The sequence below is a fragment of the Burkholderia sp. BCC1972 genome (assembly GCF_905339605.1).
Classification (GTDB): domain Bacteria; phylum Pseudomonadota; class Gammaproteobacteria; order Burkholderiales; family Burkholderiaceae; genus Burkholderia.
Genome location: NZ_CAJPGH010000044.1, coordinates 22,292 through 39,629, shown reverse-complemented (window position 1 = coordinate 39,629; position 17,338 = coordinate 22,292). Strand labels below are relative to the sequence as shown.

At 67.8% G+C, this 17,338-nt stretch carries 16 protein-coding genes; 6 read left to right on the top strand and 10 right to left on the bottom strand.

The features are described 5' to 3' along the window. Positions 1–114: 114 nt before the first annotated feature. The 9 genes from U5798_RS35490 to U5798_RS35450 form a co-directional block, all read right to left on the bottom strand. Complete coding sequence (locus U5798_RS35490) at positions 115–771, bottom strand: amino acid ABC transporter permease (RefSeq protein WP_322084752.1); 657 nt, start codon at positions 769–771, stop codon at positions 115–117. Beyond that, positions 768–1,532 (bottom strand): amino acid ABC transporter permease, encoded by a 765-nt coding sequence (locus tag U5798_RS35485; RefSeq protein ID WP_124456855.1) that lies wholly within the window; start codon positions 1,530–1,532, stop codon positions 768–770. Before U5798_RS35485 ends, U5798_RS35490 begins: the two co-directional genes overlap by 4 nt. Before the next feature lie 43 nt (positions 1,533–1,575). Next, on the bottom strand, positions 1,576–2,400 hold the full coding sequence (locus U5798_RS35480) for a transporter substrate-binding domain-containing protein (RefSeq protein WP_322084751.1): 825 nt from the start codon (positions 2,398–2,400) through the stop codon (positions 1,576–1,578). A 41-nt stretch (positions 2,401–2,441) separates the two neighbouring features. Further along, on the bottom strand, positions 2,442–3,506 hold the full coding sequence (locus U5798_RS35475; protein WP_322084750.1) for an ABC transporter ATP-binding protein: 1,065 nt from the start codon (positions 3,504–3,506) through the stop codon (positions 2,442–2,444). Between the two features lie 38 nt (positions 3,507–3,544). Then, positions 3,545–4,387 carry an ABC transporter permease gene (locus tag U5798_RS35470; protein WP_124456852.1) on the bottom strand — a complete coding sequence of 281 codons (843 nt, stop codon included), beginning with the start codon at positions 4,385–4,387 and terminating at the stop codon, positions 3,545–3,547. Then, a complete protein-coding gene (locus U5798_RS35465; RefSeq protein WP_322084749.1) occupies positions 4,384–5,298 on the bottom strand; it encodes an ABC transporter permease in 915 nt (304 codons plus the stop codon). The genes U5798_RS35470 and U5798_RS35465 overlap by 4 nt, the downstream gene beginning before the upstream one ends. Positions 5,299–5,302: 4 nt before the next feature. Beyond that, the gene (locus U5798_RS35460; protein ID WP_124456850.1) at positions 5,303–6,400 is read right to left on the bottom strand and encodes an ABC transporter substrate-binding protein; all 1,098 of its coding nucleotides are present in this window, start codon (positions 6,398–6,400) and stop codon (positions 5,303–5,305) included. Positions 6,401–6,550: 150 nt separating this feature from the next. Beyond that, entirely contained in the window at positions 6,551–8,023 is a 1,473-nt protein-coding gene (locus U5798_RS35455) for an aldehyde dehydrogenase family protein (protein WP_322084748.1), read from the bottom strand. Then, positions 8,020–9,714 (bottom strand): 5-guanidino-2-oxopentanoate decarboxylase, encoded by a 1,695-nt coding sequence (locus U5798_RS35450; RefSeq protein WP_322084747.1) that lies wholly within the window; start codon positions 9,712–9,714, stop codon positions 8,020–8,022. The genes U5798_RS35455 and U5798_RS35450 overlap by 4 nt, the downstream gene beginning before the upstream one ends. A gap of 470 nt (positions 9,715–10,184) precedes the next feature. Here U5798_RS35450 and U5798_RS35445 point away from each other — a divergent pair, with 470 nt between their 5' ends. The 6 genes from U5798_RS35445 to hutC all read left to right on the top strand — a co-directional run bounded on the left by U5798_RS35445 (position 10,185) and on the right by hutC (position 15,745). Continuing rightward, positions 10,185–11,045: a transporter substrate-binding domain-containing protein gene (locus U5798_RS35445; RefSeq protein WP_322084746.1), complete on the top strand. Its 861-nt coding sequence runs from the start codon at positions 10,185–10,187 to the stop codon at positions 11,043–11,045. A 93-nt stretch (positions 11,046–11,138) separates the two neighbouring features. Continuing rightward, complete coding sequence (locus U5798_RS35440) at positions 11,139–11,861, top strand: ABC transporter permease (RefSeq protein ID WP_124456847.1); 723 nt, start codon at positions 11,139–11,141, stop codon at positions 11,859–11,861. 12 nt (positions 11,862–11,873) lie between these two features. Next, positions 11,874–12,620, top strand: a complete 747-nt coding sequence (locus tag U5798_RS35435) for an ABC transporter permease (protein WP_124456846.1) — start codon at positions 11,874–11,876, stop codon at positions 12,618–12,620. A 27-nt stretch (positions 12,621–12,647) separates the two neighbouring features. Next, complete coding sequence (locus tag U5798_RS35430) at positions 12,648–13,439, top strand: ABC transporter ATP-binding protein (RefSeq protein WP_124456845.1); 792 nt, start codon at positions 12,648–12,650, stop codon at positions 13,437–13,439. Between the two features lie 7 nt (positions 13,440–13,446). After that, the gene (locus U5798_RS35425) at positions 13,447–14,940 is read left to right on the top strand and encodes a histidine ammonia-lyase (RefSeq protein WP_322084745.1); all 1,494 of its coding nucleotides are present in this window, start codon (positions 13,447–13,449) and stop codon (positions 14,938–14,940) included. A 49-nt stretch (positions 14,941–14,989) separates the two neighbouring features. Beyond that, positions 14,990–15,745 (top strand): histidine utilization repressor, encoded by a 756-nt coding sequence (gene hutC / locus U5798_RS35420; RefSeq protein WP_124456843.1) that lies wholly within the window; start codon positions 14,990–14,992, stop codon positions 15,743–15,745. Between the two features lie 34 nt (positions 15,746–15,779). On the opposite strand, the gene ansP is transcribed toward hutC, so the two are convergent. Continuing rightward, positions 15,780–17,270, bottom strand: a complete 1,491-nt coding sequence (gene ansP, locus U5798_RS35415) for an L-asparagine permease (RefSeq protein WP_322084744.1) — start codon at positions 17,268–17,270, stop codon at positions 15,780–15,782. Positions 17,271–17,338 lie beyond the last annotated feature (68 nt).

Sequence of the window (17,338 nt, the reverse complement as noted above, 5' to 3'; positions counted from 1 at the left end):
CTGACCTCGGTCGTACAGTCGGTGAGGACCTGAAACTGGCCGTACCACTTCGAAACGTTGCTGATGGAAATCATGGAAGTACCTGGATCGTGGTGAGGCGCGCGCAGCGCCGGTTCAACGCGCCTTCGCGACGCGATAGCGGCGTTCGAGCACGCGGGCGTACTGCGTCAGCGGGAAGCACATCGCGAAGTAGAGCAGCGCGACCATCGCATAGATCGGAAACGGCTTGAATACCGCGTTGGTGATGATGTTGCCGGTCTTGGTCAGTTCGGTCAGCCCGATGATCGACGTGAGCGCGGTGCTCTTCACCGCCTGCACGAGGAAACCGACGGTCGGCGGCAGCGCGATCTTCCAGGCCTGCGGCCATACCACGTAGCGCAGCTGCTGAATCCACGTCATGCCGAGGCTTGCCGCCGCACTCCACTGGCCGCGCGGTACCGCGTCGACGCAGCCGCGCCAGATGTCGGCCAGATAGGCGCTGGCGTTCAGCGTCAGCACGACCGATGCGGCGACCCAGGGCGTCACGTCGATGCCGACGAGCGGCAACCCGAAAAAGCCGAGGAACAGTTGCATCAGCAACGGGGTGCCCTGGAACAGCTCGACGTACAGGACCACGAAGCGGCGCAGCGCCGGCGCCGGCGAAATGCGCATCGCGAGCAGCGCGAAGCCGGCGATGCCGCCGCCGCCGAACGTGATCAGCGACAGCAGCACGGTCCAGCGCGCGGCGAGCAGCAGGTTCCACGCAATATCCTGGAAGGTGAATTCGATCATCGTGCACGCTCCGTGGGAAGGCGGGTTTCAGGCGCGCGGGCGCGCCACGTGAAGCGGGCAACGCGGGCGCGCCGAGGCGCGGCCGCCGCGCCGTGCGGCGTGCGGCCCGAGAACAGCCGCCGGCCGACGCGATTGAGCAGCATGCGCAGCGCGATCGACAGCAGCAGGTAGATCGCGGTCACGACGATGTAGATCTCGAACGCACGGAAATTGCGCGACTGGATGAAGTTCGCCGCGTAGGTCAGGTCGGGTACCGAGATCTGCGAGACGACGGCCGAGCCGAGCATCACGATCAGCACCTGCCCGAGCAGCGCGGGGTACACGTTCGCGAGCGCCTGCGGCAGCACGACGTGACCGAACACCTGCCGGCCGTGCAGCCCGAGCGCCCGCGCGGCCTGCACTTGCCCGTGCGGCACCGATTCGATGCCGGCGCGCAGGATCTCGACCGCATACGCGCCCAGGTTGACCGTCATGGCCAGTACGGCCGCCTGCGCTTCGTCGATGTGCACGCCGATCGCCGGTAGTCCGAAGAAGATGAAGAACAACTGGACCAGGAACGGCGTATTGCGGATCAGTTCGACGTAGGCCGCGACGAGCGCGCGCGCCCAGCGCGGGCCGGCCAGCGCGATCCAGGCGCCGGCGGTGCCGATCAGGCCGCCGAGCGCGGTGGCGGCCGCGGTGAGGCCGAGCGTCACGCCGATGCCGCGCGCAAGCATGCCGGCGTAGAGGCCGAAATCGCTGAAGTCGAACACGTAGGTCATCGCGATGCCTTTCGTCGTGAATACGGGGCTGGGGCGGCGTGCATCACAGGTCGGCCGGCAATGCCGCGTGCAGCCACTTCTGCGACAACGTGTTCAGCGTGCCGCTCTTCTTCGCGCCGGCGATCGCGTCGTTGACCTTCTGCATCAGGCGCGCTTCGTTCTTGTTCAGGCCGACGTGATCGGGCGAGCTGAACAGCGAGAATTTCTGTTCCGGATCGATCGACGGATGACGTGCGATGATCGTCGCGCCGACGTCGTTGCCGACCACCAGCAGTTGCGCCTGTCCCGACAGGAACGCGGCGATCGCGCCGTTCGGGTCGTCGAAGCGCTTGATCGTCGCGCTCGGCGGCGCGACCTTGCTGACGCTCAGGTCCTCGAGCGTGCCGCGCGCGACCGCGACCGATTTGCCGGCGAGATCGGCGGTGCCCTTCACGGCCAGCGACTTCGGGCCGAATACCGCAAGGTAGTACGGTGCATACGCGTTCGAGAAGTCGATCACCTTCGCGCGCTCCGGCGTCTGTCCGACCGACAGCAGCATGTCGGTCTTGTGGTCGGCGAGATACGCCATCCGGTTGTCGCCGGTGACCTGCACGAGTTCGACTTTCGCATTCAACGCGCGGCCGATCAGGTTGGCCATGTCGATGTCGTAGCCTTGCGGCTTCATGTCGGGGCCGATCGAGCCGAACGGCGGATAGTCCTCGAACACGCCGATGCGCACGACCCCCGATTTCGCGATCGTGTCGAGCGCGTCGGCGTGCGCGAGCGGCGCGAAGGCGGCGAGGCCGGCGGCGCCGGCGCAGGCACAGAGAAGGGCAGAGCGGGCGAGCAGGCGCTGCACGTGGCGAATGGCGTGGGTCGTTGCGTTCATGGCGAGATCCTCGTTGTTGCGCTGGAGAAAGGGAAAGGCGGTCAGGCGCCGCGTGCGGCGATGAGCTTGCATGCATGGGCCGGCAGCTCCGCGAGCACCGGCATGCCGACCTGGAGATCGGGCGTTTCGCGCGGTGTCGTCGCGGCCGTCAGCGTGAAGCCGCGGCAATCGATCGTTGCCTCGATCGATGCGCCGACATCACGGACGAACGTGATGGTGCCGGCGAGCGTGTTCGGTCCGGGCTGTTGTGCCGGAGTCGTGCGCACGCACACGTCCTCGGGACGGATCAGCAGGCGTACGGCGTCCGCGGTGCGCGGTGCCGGCCGGATCGCGAGTCGCTGCCCGCCCGGCAGCACGATCGCGTCGTCGCCGTCGCACGCGACCGGCAGGATGTTGCCGAGACCGATGAAATCGGCGACGAATTCATTGACCGGATCGCGGTAGATGTCGAGCGGCCGGCCCACCTGCTGGATCCGGCCTTTCTCCATCACGACGATCTCGTCGGCCATCGTCATCGCTTCGCGCTGGTCGTGCGTGACCATGATCGTCGTGATGCCGAGCCGTTGCTGGAGCAGCCGGATCTCGACCTGCATCGCTTCGCGCAGCTTCGCATCGAGCGCCGACAACGGTTCGTCGAGCAACAGCAGGCGCGGCGACGACGCGATCGCGCGTGCAATCGCGACGCGCTGGCGTTGCCCGCCCGACAGCTGCGTGACGAGCCGGTCGGCCATGTGCGGAAGCTGGATCAGCTCCAGCAGCTCGGCGACGCGCCGCGCTTGCGCGGCCTTGGCCGTCTTGCGCAGCCGCAGCGGGTACGCGATGTTCTGCGCGACGGTCATGTGCGGAAACAGCGCGAGCGACTGGAACACCATGCCGAAGTCGCGCCGGTTGGCGGGCACGTGCGTGAGGTCGCGGCCGGCGAACGTCAGGGTGCCGGAGGTCGGCGTTTCGAGGCCGGCGATGATGCGCATCAGCGTGGTCTTGCCGCAGCCGGAAGGGCCGAGAAAGCAGACGAGCTTGCCGTCGGGCACCGACAGGTCGACGTGATCGACCGCATACGCCTGATGAAAGCGCTTCGTCACGTTCTGGAGGATGAGCTGGGTCATGAGGATTCCTTGCACGGGCGATGGCGAGGCGGCGCGCGTCAGAGCGCGACGCCCTTGTCGCCGACGAGTTTTTCGAGCATCCAGATCAGCGCGAAGTCGATCGCGACCGTGAACACGGCGAAGCAGAACACGGTCGGGTCGAGCGACGACACGGTGCGGCTGTAGAGCCAGACGGGCAGCGTCATCGTGTCGATGCTGTACAGGAAGAACGTCACCGTGAATTCGTTGAACGACACGATGAACGCGAACAGCATCCCGGCGAGGATGCCGGGCCGCATCAGCGGCAGCACGACGTCGACGAGCGCGCGGCGCGGGCTCGCGCCCATCAGGCACGCGGCTTCCTCGAAATCGGGGCCGATCGACGCGACCGAGGCGGCGCAGTTCTTCACGGTGAACGGCAGCGTCAGGATCACGTGCGCGACGACGAGCCGCACGATGCCGAGTTCGACCGGCAGCGCATTGAACACGATCAGCAGCGCGAGGCCGAGCATCACGAGCGGATAGACGATCGGCAGCGCGACGAGCTGCTCGACGAGCGTCTTGCCGCGGAAGCGGTAGCGCGACAGTGCGTAAGCCGCGGGGACCGACACGGCGGTCGCGATCAGCATCGTCGCGACCGCGACGACGAGGCTCGTCGTCAACGCGGCGCCCATCGACTGTGCGCTGCCCGCATCGGACGACACGAACGTCTGCCAGGCGGCGCGATACCAGTGCAGGCTGAATTCGCGCGGCGGGAATTCGAGCGTGCCCGACGCGCCGAACGACATCGTGATCATCGTCAGGATCGGCAGCGCGGCGAGGAACAGCACGAGCGTCGCGAGCGCGCCCGTCACGCGTCCGAGGCGCCCGGGCATGGGCGCGCGCAGGAGCAGGGCATTCATCGGTTCACCTCGAGGGTGCGCGCGAGGCGCTGGGAAACCGCCATCACGACGAGCGTCGCGCCCATCAGCACGACGCCCGATGCCGATGCGGCGGGCCAGTTGAGCAGCGGTGCGACTTCGTCGTGCACGAGCACCGCAAGCATCGGCACGCGCCGGCCGCCGAGCAGCAGCGGCACCGCGAATGCGCTGGCGTTGTACGCGAACACGAGCAGCGCGCCCGAGACGAGGCCGGGCATCGCGAGCGGCAGCGTCACGTGCCGCAGCGTCTGCCACCGGCTCGCGCCGAGCGTCGCGGCGGCTTCGTCGTACGCGCGGGACACGGCGCGCAGCGCGCTCGACAGCGGCAGCACGGCGAGCGGGAACGCGGTCTGGATCAGGCCGAGCAGTACGCCGTGCTCGCGGTACAGCAATTGCAGCGGCCGCCCGATCATGCCGGTGGCGAGCAGCGTGCGGTTGAGCAACCCGGCCGGGCCGAGCATCACGAGCCAGCCGTACCCTTGCAGCAGCAGGTTCACGAGCAGCGGCAGCAGGACGCCGGCGAGCAGCAGCCGGCGCGCGAGCCGCGATTCGGTGCGTGCCATCGCGAGTGCAACCGGGATCGCGAGCAGCACCGCGCACACCATGCTCTGGAACGCGAGGCGCAGCGTGAGCCACAGCGACGTCGTGAAGTACGGATCCGCGAGATCGGCGTAGTTCTGCAGCGTGAAGGTGCGCCATTCGTCGCCGGACACGCCGACGCTCATGCGCAATACCGTGAGCGTCGCGGCGGCAAGTACCGCGAGGAACGCGAGGATCGGTGCGAGCAGCAGCCACGGCGGCACGCCGGCCAGCGCGGGGGCGGCGTCGGGGCCGGAACCGGCCGTTACGGTGCCGGCCGACCCTGCATCGCGGGGGGAAGACAGGGAGGCCATGTCGTTACGCCGAGAAGAGGCCCGTGTAGCGCTTGATCCACGCGGGCTGGACGACTGCGAGCGCCTTGTCGTCGTGCAGCACGGCTTTCTCCGCGATCTGCTGCGGCGACGGCACGAACGCGCGGCTTTCCGCGGGAATCACGGCCTTCGCGTTCACGGGGCCGTTCAGCACGTCGGCCGCCATCCGGCCCTGCACGCCCGCATCGAGCGAATGGTTGATGAATGCGTGAATCAGGTCGAGGTCGCCCGGGTGCGCCTTCGGGATCACGGTGAACATCAGTTGCGTCGCGAAGCCTTCCTTCATCCCGTACGTCACGCCCATCTTGTAGTCGGGCTTGCGGATCTGGTCCGGGAAGAACGCGGGCGAATAGATGCCGCCGATGTCGAGCGAGCCGGTGCGGAACAGGTCGGCCACCTGGTTCGGGTTTTCACCGAGCGTCATCACGCGATCCTTCAACTGCGCGAGCTTCCGGAATCCCGGATCGATGTTCTGCTGCGAACCGCCGGCCAGCTTCGCGGCGATGATCGCGAGGTCGACCGCTTCGGCCCACTCGGGCGGCGGCAGGAACAGGCGGCCCGCATACTTCGGATCCCACAGTGCCTCGTAGCTCGCCGGCGCGCTCTTCACGGTCGCCGTGTTGTAGATCAGCCCGTCCGACCACAGCAGGTAGCCGATGCCGAAGCCGTTCGCACCGGTGCGGTAGGGCGGCGCGACGTCCTTCAGGTTCGGCAGCCGGTTCAGGTCCGGCTTCGTGAGCAGCCCCGCATCGGCGAGACCCGCCGCACCCACGCCGGCGAGCGTGATGACATCGTAGGTCGGCCGCTCGCCCGCGGCCTTGACCTTCGCGACCATGCCCGACGTGCCGTCCGCGCGATCGGCGATCACGCGTGCGCCGGTCTGCTTGCTGAAGGTTTCCGCGATGTTGCGCAGGGCGGCCGCGCCGGTATCGTCGGACCAGGTGAGCAGGCGCAGCGTCTTGCCGGCGAAGCTGCTCGACTGTGCCTTCGCAGTACTGATGAATGGCATCGGAAGGGCGGATGCAGCGAGTGCCGTGCCGAGGGTTTTGATCACCTGCCTTCTGCCCGCCTTGAAGTGTTGCATGGCCGTCTCCTGATGAACGATGCCGTGTGGTTCGATGCCGGTCGCCGAACGGCGGCGCGGGGTGTGGATGAACTGTAGGGAGGTCAAATTTCCGCAACAAACGAAATATCCGCATGCGCGCCATGACATAAACGCATGGGCCGTGCGGTCTCAACGGGCCGGCATCATGACCTGCTTGATCTCCTGGAACGCGGCCAGCCCGAACGGACCGAGCTCGCGCCCGATGCTGCTGCGCTTGTAGCCGCCCCATGAGGTTTGCGGATAGATCAGCTGCGGCGTGTTGATCCACACGACGCCTGCCTCGAGCGCGTCGGCGACTCGCTTGCCGCGGGCCGTGTCGCGCGTGACGACGGTGGCGACGAGCCCGTACTCGGTATCGTTGGCGGCCGCGATCGCGTCGTCTTCGGTGTCGAACACGCGCACGCACAGCACCGGGCCGAAGATTTCCTCAGACCATAGCGGGCTGCCGGTCGGCACGTCGACGAACAGCGCGGGCCGGATGAAGTAGCCGGGGCCGTCGAGCACGTCGCCGCCCGCGACGAGCCGTGCACCGTCGGCCCGGCCTTGCGCGATGTGGCGCTTCACGCGTTCGTATTGCGCGCGGTTCGTCAGCGGGCCCATCTGTACGCCGGGCGCGAACGGCGGGCCGACGACGGTCGCGTCGATCCGCCGCGCGAGGCGCGTGACGAGTTCGTCGGCGAGCGGGGCGGCGACGAGCACGCGCGAGGTCGCCGAACACATCTGCCCCGCGTTGAAGAGGCCGCCGCCCGCGATCAGTTCGACCGCGTGATCGAGGTCGGCGTCGTCGAACACGACGATCGACGACTTGCCGCCGAGTTCGAGGCCGACGCCCTTGATCGTGTCCGCGGCCGTCTTCATGACCTGTGCGCCGACCGCCGTGCTGCCGGTAAACGACACCTTCGCGACGAGCGGATGCGCGCACAGCCGGGCGCCGACGTCGTGGCCGGTGCCCGTCACGACGTTCAGCACGCCGGGCGGCACGCCCGCCTCGGCGGCGATCGCGGCGAGTTCGAGTTCGGGCAGCGGCGTGATCTCGGACGGCTTCAGCACGACGGTGCAACCGGCCGCGAGCGCGGGTGCGAGCTTCCATGCGGTGGTCACCATCGGGAAATTCCACGGCACGATCAGCGCGGCGACGCCGGCCGGTTCGCGCCGGATCCACGCACGATGGTCGCTGCCGGGCAGCGATACCTCGGTTTCGCCGTCCGTGTCGAGACGGTCCGCGAGGCCTGCGTAGTAGTCGAGGGTGGCGATCACGTCCGCGACGTCGATCTCGGCCTCGGCGAACGGCTTGCCGTTGTTGAGCGACTGCAGCGTGGCGAGCCGCGTGCGGCGTGCGTCGACGCCGCGCGCGATCGCGCGGAGCAGGGCCGCGCGTTCGGCGCCGGTCGTGCGTTTCCAGCCGGGAAACGCGCGCGCCGCGGCTTGCACGGCGTGTTCGACGTCTGCCTCGCCGCCTGCGCTGACGTCGGCGAGGTGCGCTTCCGTCGACGGATCGACGACGGGTAGCGTCGCGCCGCCGACGCTCGCGCGCCACGTCCCGTCGATGAAGTGGCGCGTGTGCAGCGGCGGATCGAACGCGAAATCGGGCGCCGTGCTCATCGTTGCACCTGACCGAACCAGGCTGCCTCGTCGATTTCGATCACGGTCGGAATCGTGCGTGCTGTCGCTTCGCGCAGCGCTTCGGCAAGTGCATCGGGCGTCGCGGCTGCGTGCGCCGCGCAGCCGAACCCGCGTGCGAGTGCCTGGAAATCGGGTGTATAGGGCTCGACGCCGACCGGCGTGATGTCGCGTGCGACCATGTATTTGCGGATCTCGCCGTAGCCGCGGTTGTTCCAGACGATTACGATCACCGGCACGCGCGCCTCGACCGCGCTCGCGAGCTCCGGCAGCGTGAACTGCAGGCCGCCGTCGCCGATCAGGCAGACGACCGGCCGCGCAGGCGCGGCGAGCTTTGCGCCGATCGCGGCGGGCAGCCCGTAGCCGAGCGTGCCGTAACCGGTCGACGAGTTGAACCAGCTGCGCGGCGCCGGCGCATCGTGCGTGAAATTGCCGACGTAGACGGGGCTCGTCGAATCGCCGGCGATGATCGCGCCGGGCAGCGCCGCGACGATCGTGTCGATCAGCCGCGCCTGCGCGTGCGCGGGGCCGTCGTGGCCGGACGCGATCGCGGCGCGAACGGCCGCCACCCGCAGCGCACCCCAGCCGGCCTCGGGGCTTGGCGCGGGCCGCTCGTGCAGGCGGGTCGACAGTGCGCCGAGCGCCTGCCGCGAATCGCCGGCGATGGCGATTTCCGCGCGGGCGTTGCGCATCAGCTGTTGCGCGTCGATGTCGATGCGGATCAGCCGGCCGTCGATCGCGAAGCCGCCGTCGAACGTGACGTCGTAATCGGTTTCGCCAAGCTCGGTGCCGACGGCGAGCACCACGTCGGCGTCGCGGATCGCCACGCGGGTGGCCGGCAGCGACTGGGTGGAGCCGATCAGCAACGGGTGGCCGGGCGGCAGCAGGCCTTTGGCGTTGATCGTCAGCGCGACGGGCGCGTGCAGGCGTTCGGCGAGCTCGCGCAGTTCCGCCGCCGCATGGATGGCACCGCCGCCTGCGAGGATCAGCGGCCGGCGCGCGTGCGCGAGCAGGTCGGCCGCCGCCGCGAGGGCGTTCGGATCCGGCGCGGGGCGCGCAGGCAGCGCGAGTGGCGCGGTGGGTAGCGCGGGCGCCGGCATCACGATCACGTCGAGCGGAATCTCGATGTGCACGGGCCGCGGCCGCGCGCTCTCGAACACCGCGAAGGCGCGCGCGAGGACCTGTGGCAGGTCGGCCGCGTCGAGCAGCGTGTGGGAGAACGCGGTGAGTCCCGCGAACACTTCGCGCTGCGACGGCAGTTCGTGCAGGCGGCCGTCGCCGCTGCCGAGCTCGCGTCGTGCGTTGACGCTCGAGATCACCAGCATCGGGATCGAATCGGCGTAGGCCTGTGCCATCGCGGTCGCGATATTGGTCATGCCCGGCCCGGTGATGATGAAGCAGACCCCCGGCCGGCCCGTGACGCGTGCGTAGCCGTCGGCCATGAAGCCGGCCCCCTGCTCGTGGCGCGGTGTCACGTGACGGATCGACGATGCGGCGAGGCCGCGATAGAGCTCGACGGTATGCACGCCAGGAATGCCGAACACGCATTCGACGCCCTGGCGTTCGAGGAGGTCGACGAGTGCTTCGCCGCAGGTGCGGGGGCGGGCAGGGAACGGTGCCGCCGTGGCCGCGCGGGCCTCGGCGATGCAGGAGACGGCGAGGGGATGGTTCATGGATCGTGATGTGCCGATTGGGAGGGGGAGTGGCCCGTACCGCAAGCGAGGGGACATGAAGCGGATTGTCGGCGTCGATCCGGGGTGCCAACAATCGATAAGATTTCATGCGCCGCATGAGCACCGTTCATGGCGCCATCGATTCGCGGCCCGCAGCGTGCCGGTCTTCATGCAGGCCGATCCGGCATGCGGGGCTTCTCGCGCCGGCTCGCGCAGCGCTGGTGATCGAATCCGGAATTTGTCTAGTCATCCTTGCGATTGGATCGTCAGGACTGCACCAAGTGCGTGCCTGAATTCCCCATGACGACGCACGCCGGGAGCCTTTAATTAGGGGATTTCCCGCGTTTCACCGGTTTTTTTTGAACGCTGCTTGTCTCGCCGTTTTTCTTCTTGCATGCTTGTATAGACAAATTCCTGAGGCGGCTCGATGAACCGAAGGGATGGCGAACTTCAACGCAAGGAGAAATCTCGTGAACGGTAAGCGCATCAAGTGGGCAGTCAGGACGATCGGCGTCATCGCAGCTGCAGCGGCAACGCTCGCGGCGCCCGTGCAGGCCAAGGAATGGAAGACGGTGACGGTCGCGCTGGAAGGCGGCTACGCGCCGTGGAACCTCACGCTGCCGGGCGGCAAGCTGGGCGGTTTCGAGCCGGAGCTGCTCGCGAATGTGTGCGAGCGGATCAAGGTGCAGTGCAACATGGTCGCGCAGGACTGGGACGGGATGATTCCGGGCCTGCAGGCCGGCAAGTTCGACATCCTGATGGATGCGATTTCCATCACGCCGGATCGCGAAAAGATCCTGCTGTTCTCGCGCCCCTATGCGGCAACGCCGGCGACGTTCGCCGTCACCGATACGAAGATCCTGCCGAAGGCCGCACCCGGCGCACCGATCGTCAAGCTGACGGGTGACGCGAATGCAGACAAACCCACCGTCGACGCCCTGCGCAAGCAACTGAAGGGCAAGACGATCGGCATCCAGTCGGGCACCGTCTACACGAAATTCATCAACGACAGCTTCAAGGACATCGCGTCGATTCGCGTGTACAAGACGTCGCCCGAACGCGACCTCGACCTCGTCGCCGGGCGCATCGATGCATCGTTCGACGACGTGACGTACTACGCGGCGAACAACGCGAAGAAGGACACCGCATCGATCGTGCTCGCGGGGCCGAAGCTCGGCGGGCCGATCTGGGGGCCGGGCGAAGGGCTCGCGTTCCGCAAGCAGGATGCCGACCTGAAGACGAAGTTCGATACGGCGATCGGCGCGGCGCTCGCGGACGGCACCGTGAAGAAGCTTGCCGACAAGTGGTTCAAGACCGACGTCACGCCGTAAGCGCGCGTCCGGCCGCTGCCGCGCCAGGTCCTTCGAACGACGCGCGGCGGCACGCATCCTGCGGATTCACTCAACGCTTGCCGGGAGGCACGCATGGCGATTCTTGAAATGCTCGGCTTCGGAACCGAAGGCTGGGGCGGCGTGCTGCTGCTCGCCGCACTGATGACGGTCGCGTTGACGCTCGCGGCGCTCGCGGTCGGCGCCGTGATCGGCGCGGCGATCGCGGCCGCGAAGCTGTCGCGCCACCGCAGCGCGCGCCTGCTCGGCGACCTCTATACGACCGTGTTTCGCGGCGTACCCGAACTGCTCGTCATCTACCTGTTCTATTTCGGCGGCTCGACGCTCGTCACGGCCGTCGGCCAGTGGTTCGGCGCGGAAGGTTTCATCGGCGTGCCGCCGTTCGTGATCGGTGCGCTCGCGGTCGGAATGATCTCGGGCGCCTACCAGGCGGAGGTGTATCGCGCGGCGGTGCTCGCGGTATCGAAGGGCGAGCTCGAAGCGGCGCGCTCGATCGGCATGCCGCGCAGCATGGTGCTGCGGCGCATCCTGGTGCCGCAGGTGCTGCGTTTCGCGCTGCCCGGTATCGGCAACGTGTGGCAACTGAGCCTCAAGGACTCGGCACTGATCTCGGTCACCGGGCTCGCCGAGCTGCTGCGCACGAGCCAGATCGCCGCGAACTCGACGCACCAGTATTTCGTGTTCTTCGTCGCAGGCGGGGCGCTGTACCTGCTGATGACGGGCTTGTCGAACCGCGTGTTCAACCGGGCGGAAGCGATCGTCGGCCGGTCGTTCCGCCGCAATTTCGCGCGCAACTGACGGAGAACGGGCATGTCCATCGATTTCGCTTTTCTCCTCGACACGCTGCGCCAGCTGCTCGCGGCCGTGCCGACCACGCTCGGCCTGTTCTTCGCGTCGCTCGTGCTCGGCGGCCTGCTGTCGCTCGTGATCGTCACGATGCGCGTGTCGCCGAACTGGCTGCCGAACCGCTTTGCGCGTGCCTACATCCTGGTATTTCGCGGCTCGCCGCTGCTGATCCAGATGTTCCTCGTGTATTACGGGCTCGGCCAGTTCGGCGTGATTCGCGAGAGCTTCATGTGGCCGCTGCTGCGCGAGCCGTACGTCTGCGCGGTGCTGTCGCTGGCGCTGTGCACGGCCGGCTATACGGCCGAAATCCTGCGCGGCGGGCTGATGGCCGTGCCGGTCGGGCAGATCGAGGCCGGCTATTCGATCGGCTTGTCGGGCTTCGCGCTGCTGCGGCGCGTGATCGGCCCGATCGCATTGCGCCAGTGCCTGCCCGCGTATTCGACCGAAGCCGTGCTGCTGGTCAAGTCGACCGCGCTGGCGAGCCTCGTCACGGTATGGGAGGTCACGGGCGTCGCGCAGCAGATCATTCAGCAAACCTACCGGACGACCGAGGTGTTCGTCTGCGCGGCCGTCATCTACCTGGGCTTGAACTTCATCGTCGTGCGCCTGCTCGGCGCGCTCGAATGGCGGCTCTCGGGGCACCTGCGTGCGCCGAAGCCGTCCGGTGCGCCGGCCGCGGCGACCCGCAATGCCCGCCGCGTCGCTTCCTGAGCGCGCCAATCTTTCCTGGAGAAACCGATGAACACCGCTGCTCCCGTCGCACTGTCGGTCAAGAACATCCACAAGTCGTTCGGCGATCATCATGTGCTGAAGGGCATTTCGCTCGACGCGCACGAGGGCGACGTGATCTCGATCCTCGGCGCGAGCGGATCGGGCAAGAGCACGTTCCTGCGCTGCCTGAACCTGCTCGAGACGCCCGACGACGGTTCCGTCGCGCTCGCGGGCGAGGAACTGGCGATGAAGCGCGCGCGCGACGGCAAGCTGCACCCGAGCGACCGGCGCCAGGTCGATCGGATTCGCTCCCAGCTCGGGATGGTGTTCCAGAACTTCAACCTGTGGTCCCACATGACGGTGCTCGACAACCTCGTCGAAGGGCCGCTGCGGGTGCAGAAGCGCAGCCGGGCGGAAGCGGTGGAGGAAGCCGAGGCGCTGCTTGCACGTGTCGGCCTTGCCGACAAGCGCGGCTACTATCCCGCGCACCTGTCGGGCGGCCAGCAGCAGCGCGTCGCGATTGCCCGTGCGCTCGCGATGCATCCGAAGGTGATGCTGTTCGACGAACCGACATCGGCGCTCGACCCCGAGCTGGTCGGCGAAGTGCTGCGCGTGATGCGCTCGCTCGCGGAGGAGGGCCGCACGATGCTGGTCGTCACGCATGAAATGGGCTTCGCGCGCCATGTGTCGAATCGCGTGATGTTCCTGCATCAGGGCGAAGTCGATGCGGACGGCGCACCCGATGCGCTGTTCGGCGGCCAGTGCTCGGAACGCTTCCGGCAGTTCGTGTCGAGCCATCACGATCGCACCGCGAACTGAGGCTGCCATGACCGTGTTTCGTTCCACCACGCCGCTCGAATGGCGGCAGGTCGCGGCCGTGGCGGCCGGCGATCCGCTCGGCTTGACCGGCGACGCGCGCGAACGCGTCGTCGCGGCACGCGAGCTCGTCGACGCGCTCGTGGCGCGCGGCATTCGCGCATACGGCGTCAATACGGGCGTCGGTGCGCTGTGCAACGTGATCGTGTCGCCCGCTCAGCAGAGCGAACTGTCGCGCAACATCCTGATGAGCCACGCGGTGGGCGTCGGCGTGCCGCTCGGCGCGGCGGAAACGCGCGCGATCATGGCGGCGGCGATCAACAACTACGCGCATGGCTATTCGGGCGTGCGCGTCGACGTCGTCGAGCAGCTCGTCGCACTGCTCGAGCACGATTGCCTGCCCGAAGTGCCGGCGCACGGCTCGGTCGGCTACCTGACCCACATGGCGCATGTCGCGCTCGTCTGCATCGGCCACGGTCATGCGCGCTATCGCGGTGAGCGCATGCGCGGCGACGAGGCGCTGCGCCGTATCGGCCGCGAACCGCTCGTACTCGGCGCGAAGGAGGGGCTGAGCCTCGTCAACGGCACCCCATGCGTCACGGGGCTGGCCGCGCTCGCGCTTGCCCGTGCGGAACGTTTGCTCGACTGGGCCGACTGGATCGCGGCGATGAGCTTCGAGAACCTCGGCGGACAACTTGCCGCATTCGACCCGGCCTCGCTTGCGCTGCGGATTTCGCCCGGCATCGGGCAGGTCGGTGCCCGTTTGCGTGCGATGCTGGCGGACAGCGGCATGCTGGCTGCGGCGAGCGGCCGGCATACGCAGGATCCGCTCAGCCTGCGCACGATTCCGCACGTGCACGGCGCGGCGCGCGATGTGTTCGACGTCACGGCCGAGGTGGTCGATCGCGAACTCGCGTCCGTCACCGACAATCCGATCGTTGCCGGCACGCGCGAGGCGCCGGCCGTGCATTCGCAGGCGCATGCGGTCGGTGCGGGCATCGCGCTCGCGATGGACAGCCTCGCGGCCGCGATGGCGCAGGTCGCGGCGATCGCCGAGCGGCGTCTCGACCGGCTCGTGAATCCGCTCGTCAGCGGGCTGCCGGCGTTTCTCGCGACGCCGGGCGGAAGCTGCTCGGGTTTCATGATCGCGCAATACACGGCGGTCGCGCTGGTCGCGCAGAACCAGCGGCTCGCGGCGCCGGCGAGCCTCGACGGCGGCATCACGTCGGGGCTGCAGGAGGATCACCTGTGTCATGCGACACCGGCGGCGCTGAAGGCGCTCGACATCATCGAGAATACGACGCGCGTGCTCGCGATCGAGCTGTTGGCCGCTGCGCAGGCGTACGATCTGCAGCGGGACGAAACCGGGCGCGCCGCGTCTACCGATGCGTTGTGGCGCCACGTGCGCGAACGCGTGCCGGCGTATCGCGACGACCGGCCGCTGGCGGACGACATCGCGATCGCGGCCGCGATCGTCGCGGGTGTGCCGCCTTCGTTGCAGTGACGACGGGCGACGACGGAGAGTCATCCATTATTCATTCGGTCGAGGGCGCATGAACGAAACGGAACGCGAACCTTCCGCATGGGCGGCGCGGGCATCGGGCGACGCCGTGCCGGCGCGCGCACTGCCGGCCTATCAGCAGATCAAGCGCTACGTCGTCGAACGGATCGCGAAGGGCGACTGGAAGCCCGGCGGCGCGATTCCGACCGAGGCCGAACTGGTCAAGGAGTTCGGCGTGGCCAGGATGACGGTATCGCGCGCGCTGCGCGAACTGACGGCCGAACGCGTGCTGACCCGCATCCAGGGGGCCGGCACGTTCGTCGAGCGCCGGCATTACGAATCGACGGTGCTGGAGATCCGCAACATCGCGGACGAGATTGCCGAGCGCGGTCATCGGCACCGTGCGCGGGTCCTGCAGATCGAGCGCAGCGTCGATCCGGAAGCGATCGATGCGCTCGGACTGCGTTCCGGGCCCGTGTTTCATTCACGCATCGTGCACTATGAGGAAGACGAACCGATCCAGTTCGAGGATCGCTACGTCAATCCAGCGTTGTTTCCTGCGTATCTGGAGCAGGACTTCTCGATCGAGACGCCGAATCATTACATGGTGCGCCTGGCGCCGATTCAGCGTGCCGAGTTCAGGATCTACGCGGAGAAGCCCAATGCGCAGGTGCGCCGGCATCTCGTGATGGAAATCGGCGAGCCGTGCCTGCTGTTGAGGCGCCGCACCTGGGTCGGCGAGCAGGTTGCCACGTCGGTCACGCTGTGGCATCCGGCGTCGCGGTTTCATCTGGCGGGGAAAGTGTAGGGACGTCGCCGGCCGGCCCGCGTCGGGCGTCGCGTCAGTCGTCACCCTTCTCGAGCACGCTCTGCGTCAGCGCGACCGACGGAATCGTCGGCTTGAGCAACGCGCGGCGCGCGCGGCTGCTCAGCCACTTCCAGCCGGCCACGAGCAGCAGGGCGACCAGCGGAATCGATGCGATCGTCCACGTTCCGTTCGGGTAGTCGAACGCCATCAGGACCAGCACGCCGAGCAGGAACAGCAGCGTCAGCCACGACGTCACGGGCGCGCCGGGCATCCTGAACGACACGTCGTCCACCTCGCCGCGCCGGACCGCGGCGCGGAACTTCATCTGGCATACGACGATGAATCCCCACGTGCTGATGATGCCGAGCGACGCGATGTTCAGCACGATCTCGAACACGCTCGACGGCACGAGATAGTTGAGCAGCACGCCCACCACGTAGATCGCGACCGTCACGAGAATGCCGGCGTACGGCACGGATTGCGCGCTCATCCGGGCGAGGAACGCCGGCGCCGAGCCGCCCATCGACAGCGAACGCAACACGCGCCCGGTCGAATACAGGCCGGAGTTGAGGCTCGACAGCGCGGCCGTCAGCACGACCAGGTTCATCACCGAACCGATGCGGGGCACGCCGAGCGCCCCGAAGAACGTGACGAACGGGCTCTGGCCCGCCTTGTACGCGCTCCACGGCAGCAGGCAGACGAGCAGGACGACCGACGCGACGTAGAAGATCGCGATGCGCCAGATCACATTGTTGATCGCACGCGGCAGCACCTTGCGCGCATCCTTGCATTCGCCGGCGGCCGTGCCGACCAGCTCGACGCCCGCGAACGCGAACACCACGCCTTGCACGAGCACCAGCGCCGGCATCAGCCCGTGCGGAAAGAAGCCGCCGTGGTCGGTGATCAGATGCAGCCCGGTGTCATGGCCGGCGACCGGCATGCCCGTGCCGAGGATCAGCGAACCGATCGCGAGGAACAGCACGATCGCGGCAACCTTGATCAGCGCGAACCAGAACTCCATTTCGGCGAACCACTTCACGCCGATCAGGTTCATCGTCGCGACGATGCAAAGCGCGACGAGCGCGAAGATCCATTGCGGCACGCCTGCGAACGGCGCCCAGTAATGCATGTAGAGCGCGACCGCGGTGATGTCGACGATGCCGGTCATCGCCCAGTTCAGGAAGTACATCCAGCCTGCGACGAACGACGCCTTCTCGCCGAGGAATTCGCGCGCGTACGACACGAAGCTGCCGCTGCTGGGGCGGTGCATCACGAGCTCGCCGAGTGCGCGCAGGATCAGGAACGAAAACGCACCGCACACCAGATAGACGATCGCGAGCGCCGGCCCGGCCGCCTGCAGCCGGGCGCCGGCGCCGAGAAACAGCCCCGTGCCGATGGCCCCGCCGATCGCGATCATCTGCACCTGTCGATTGCCGAGGGTCTTGTGATAACCGGCTTCGTGTGATTCGAGCCAGTTGCGTTTGTCGGTGTCGCCGGTTGTCGACGGTTCGGGAATCGATGCCATGGCTGCATCCTCGTGCACGAATGTGATTGGAGTCATTCCGGTCGCGAGACGACCGGAACCACCGGTAC

What these genes read in the sequence shown, in the direction of transcription:
- U5798_RS35490 (WP_322084752.1), bottom strand. Translation starts at nt 771, where the DNA reads ATGATCGAATTCACCTTCCAGGATATTGCGTGGAACCTGCTGCTCGCC.
- U5798_RS35425 (WP_322084745.1), top strand. Translation starts at nt 13,447, where the DNA reads ATGACCGTGTTTCGTTCCACCACGCCGCTCGAATGGCGGCAGGTCGCG.
- hutC (WP_124456843.1), top strand. Translation starts at nt 14,990, where the DNA reads ATGAACGAAACGGAACGCGAACCTTCCGCATGGGCGGCGCGGGCATCG.
- ansP (WP_322084744.1), bottom strand. Translation starts at nt 17,270, where the DNA reads ATGGCATCGATTCCCGAACCGTCGACAACCGGCGACACCGACAAACGC.
- U5798_RS35440 (WP_124456847.1), top strand. Translation starts at nt 11,139, where the DNA reads ATGGCGATTCTTGAAATGCTCGGCTTCGGAACCGAAGGCTGGGGCGGC.
- U5798_RS35470 (WP_124456852.1), bottom strand. Translation starts at nt 4,387, where the DNA reads ATGAATGCCCTGCTCCTGCGCGCGCCCATGCCCGGGCGCCTCGGACGC.
- U5798_RS35455 (WP_322084748.1), bottom strand. Translation starts at nt 8,023, where the DNA reads ATGAGCACGGCGCCCGATTTCGCGTTCGATCCGCCGCTGCACACGCGC.
- U5798_RS35430 (WP_124456845.1), top strand. Translation starts at nt 12,648, where the DNA reads ATGAACACCGCTGCTCCCGTCGCACTGTCGGTCAAGAACATCCACAAG.
- U5798_RS35450 (WP_322084747.1), bottom strand. Translation starts at nt 9,714, where the DNA reads ATGAACCATCCCCTCGCCGTCTCCTGCATCGCCGAGGCCCGCGCGGCC.
- U5798_RS35460 (WP_124456850.1), bottom strand. Translation starts at nt 6,400, where the DNA reads ATGCAACACTTCAAGGCGGGCAGAAGGCAGGTGATCAAAACCCTCGGC.
- U5798_RS35480 (WP_322084751.1), bottom strand. Translation starts at nt 2,400, where the DNA reads ATGAACGCAACGACCCACGCCATTCGCCACGTGCAGCGCCTGCTCGCC.
- U5798_RS35465 (WP_322084749.1), bottom strand. Translation starts at nt 5,298, where the DNA reads ATGGCCTCCCTGTCTTCCCCCCGCGATGCAGGGTCGGCCGGCACCGTA.
- U5798_RS35475 (WP_322084750.1), bottom strand. Translation starts at nt 3,506, where the DNA reads ATGACCCAGCTCATCCTCCAGAACGTGACGAAGCGCTTTCATCAGGCG.
- U5798_RS35435 (WP_124456846.1), top strand. Translation starts at nt 11,874, where the DNA reads ATGTCCATCGATTTCGCTTTTCTCCTCGACACGCTGCGCCAGCTGCTC.
- U5798_RS35485 (WP_124456855.1), bottom strand. Translation starts at nt 1,532, where the DNA reads ATGACCTACGTGTTCGACTTCAGCGATTTCGGCCTCTACGCCGGCATG.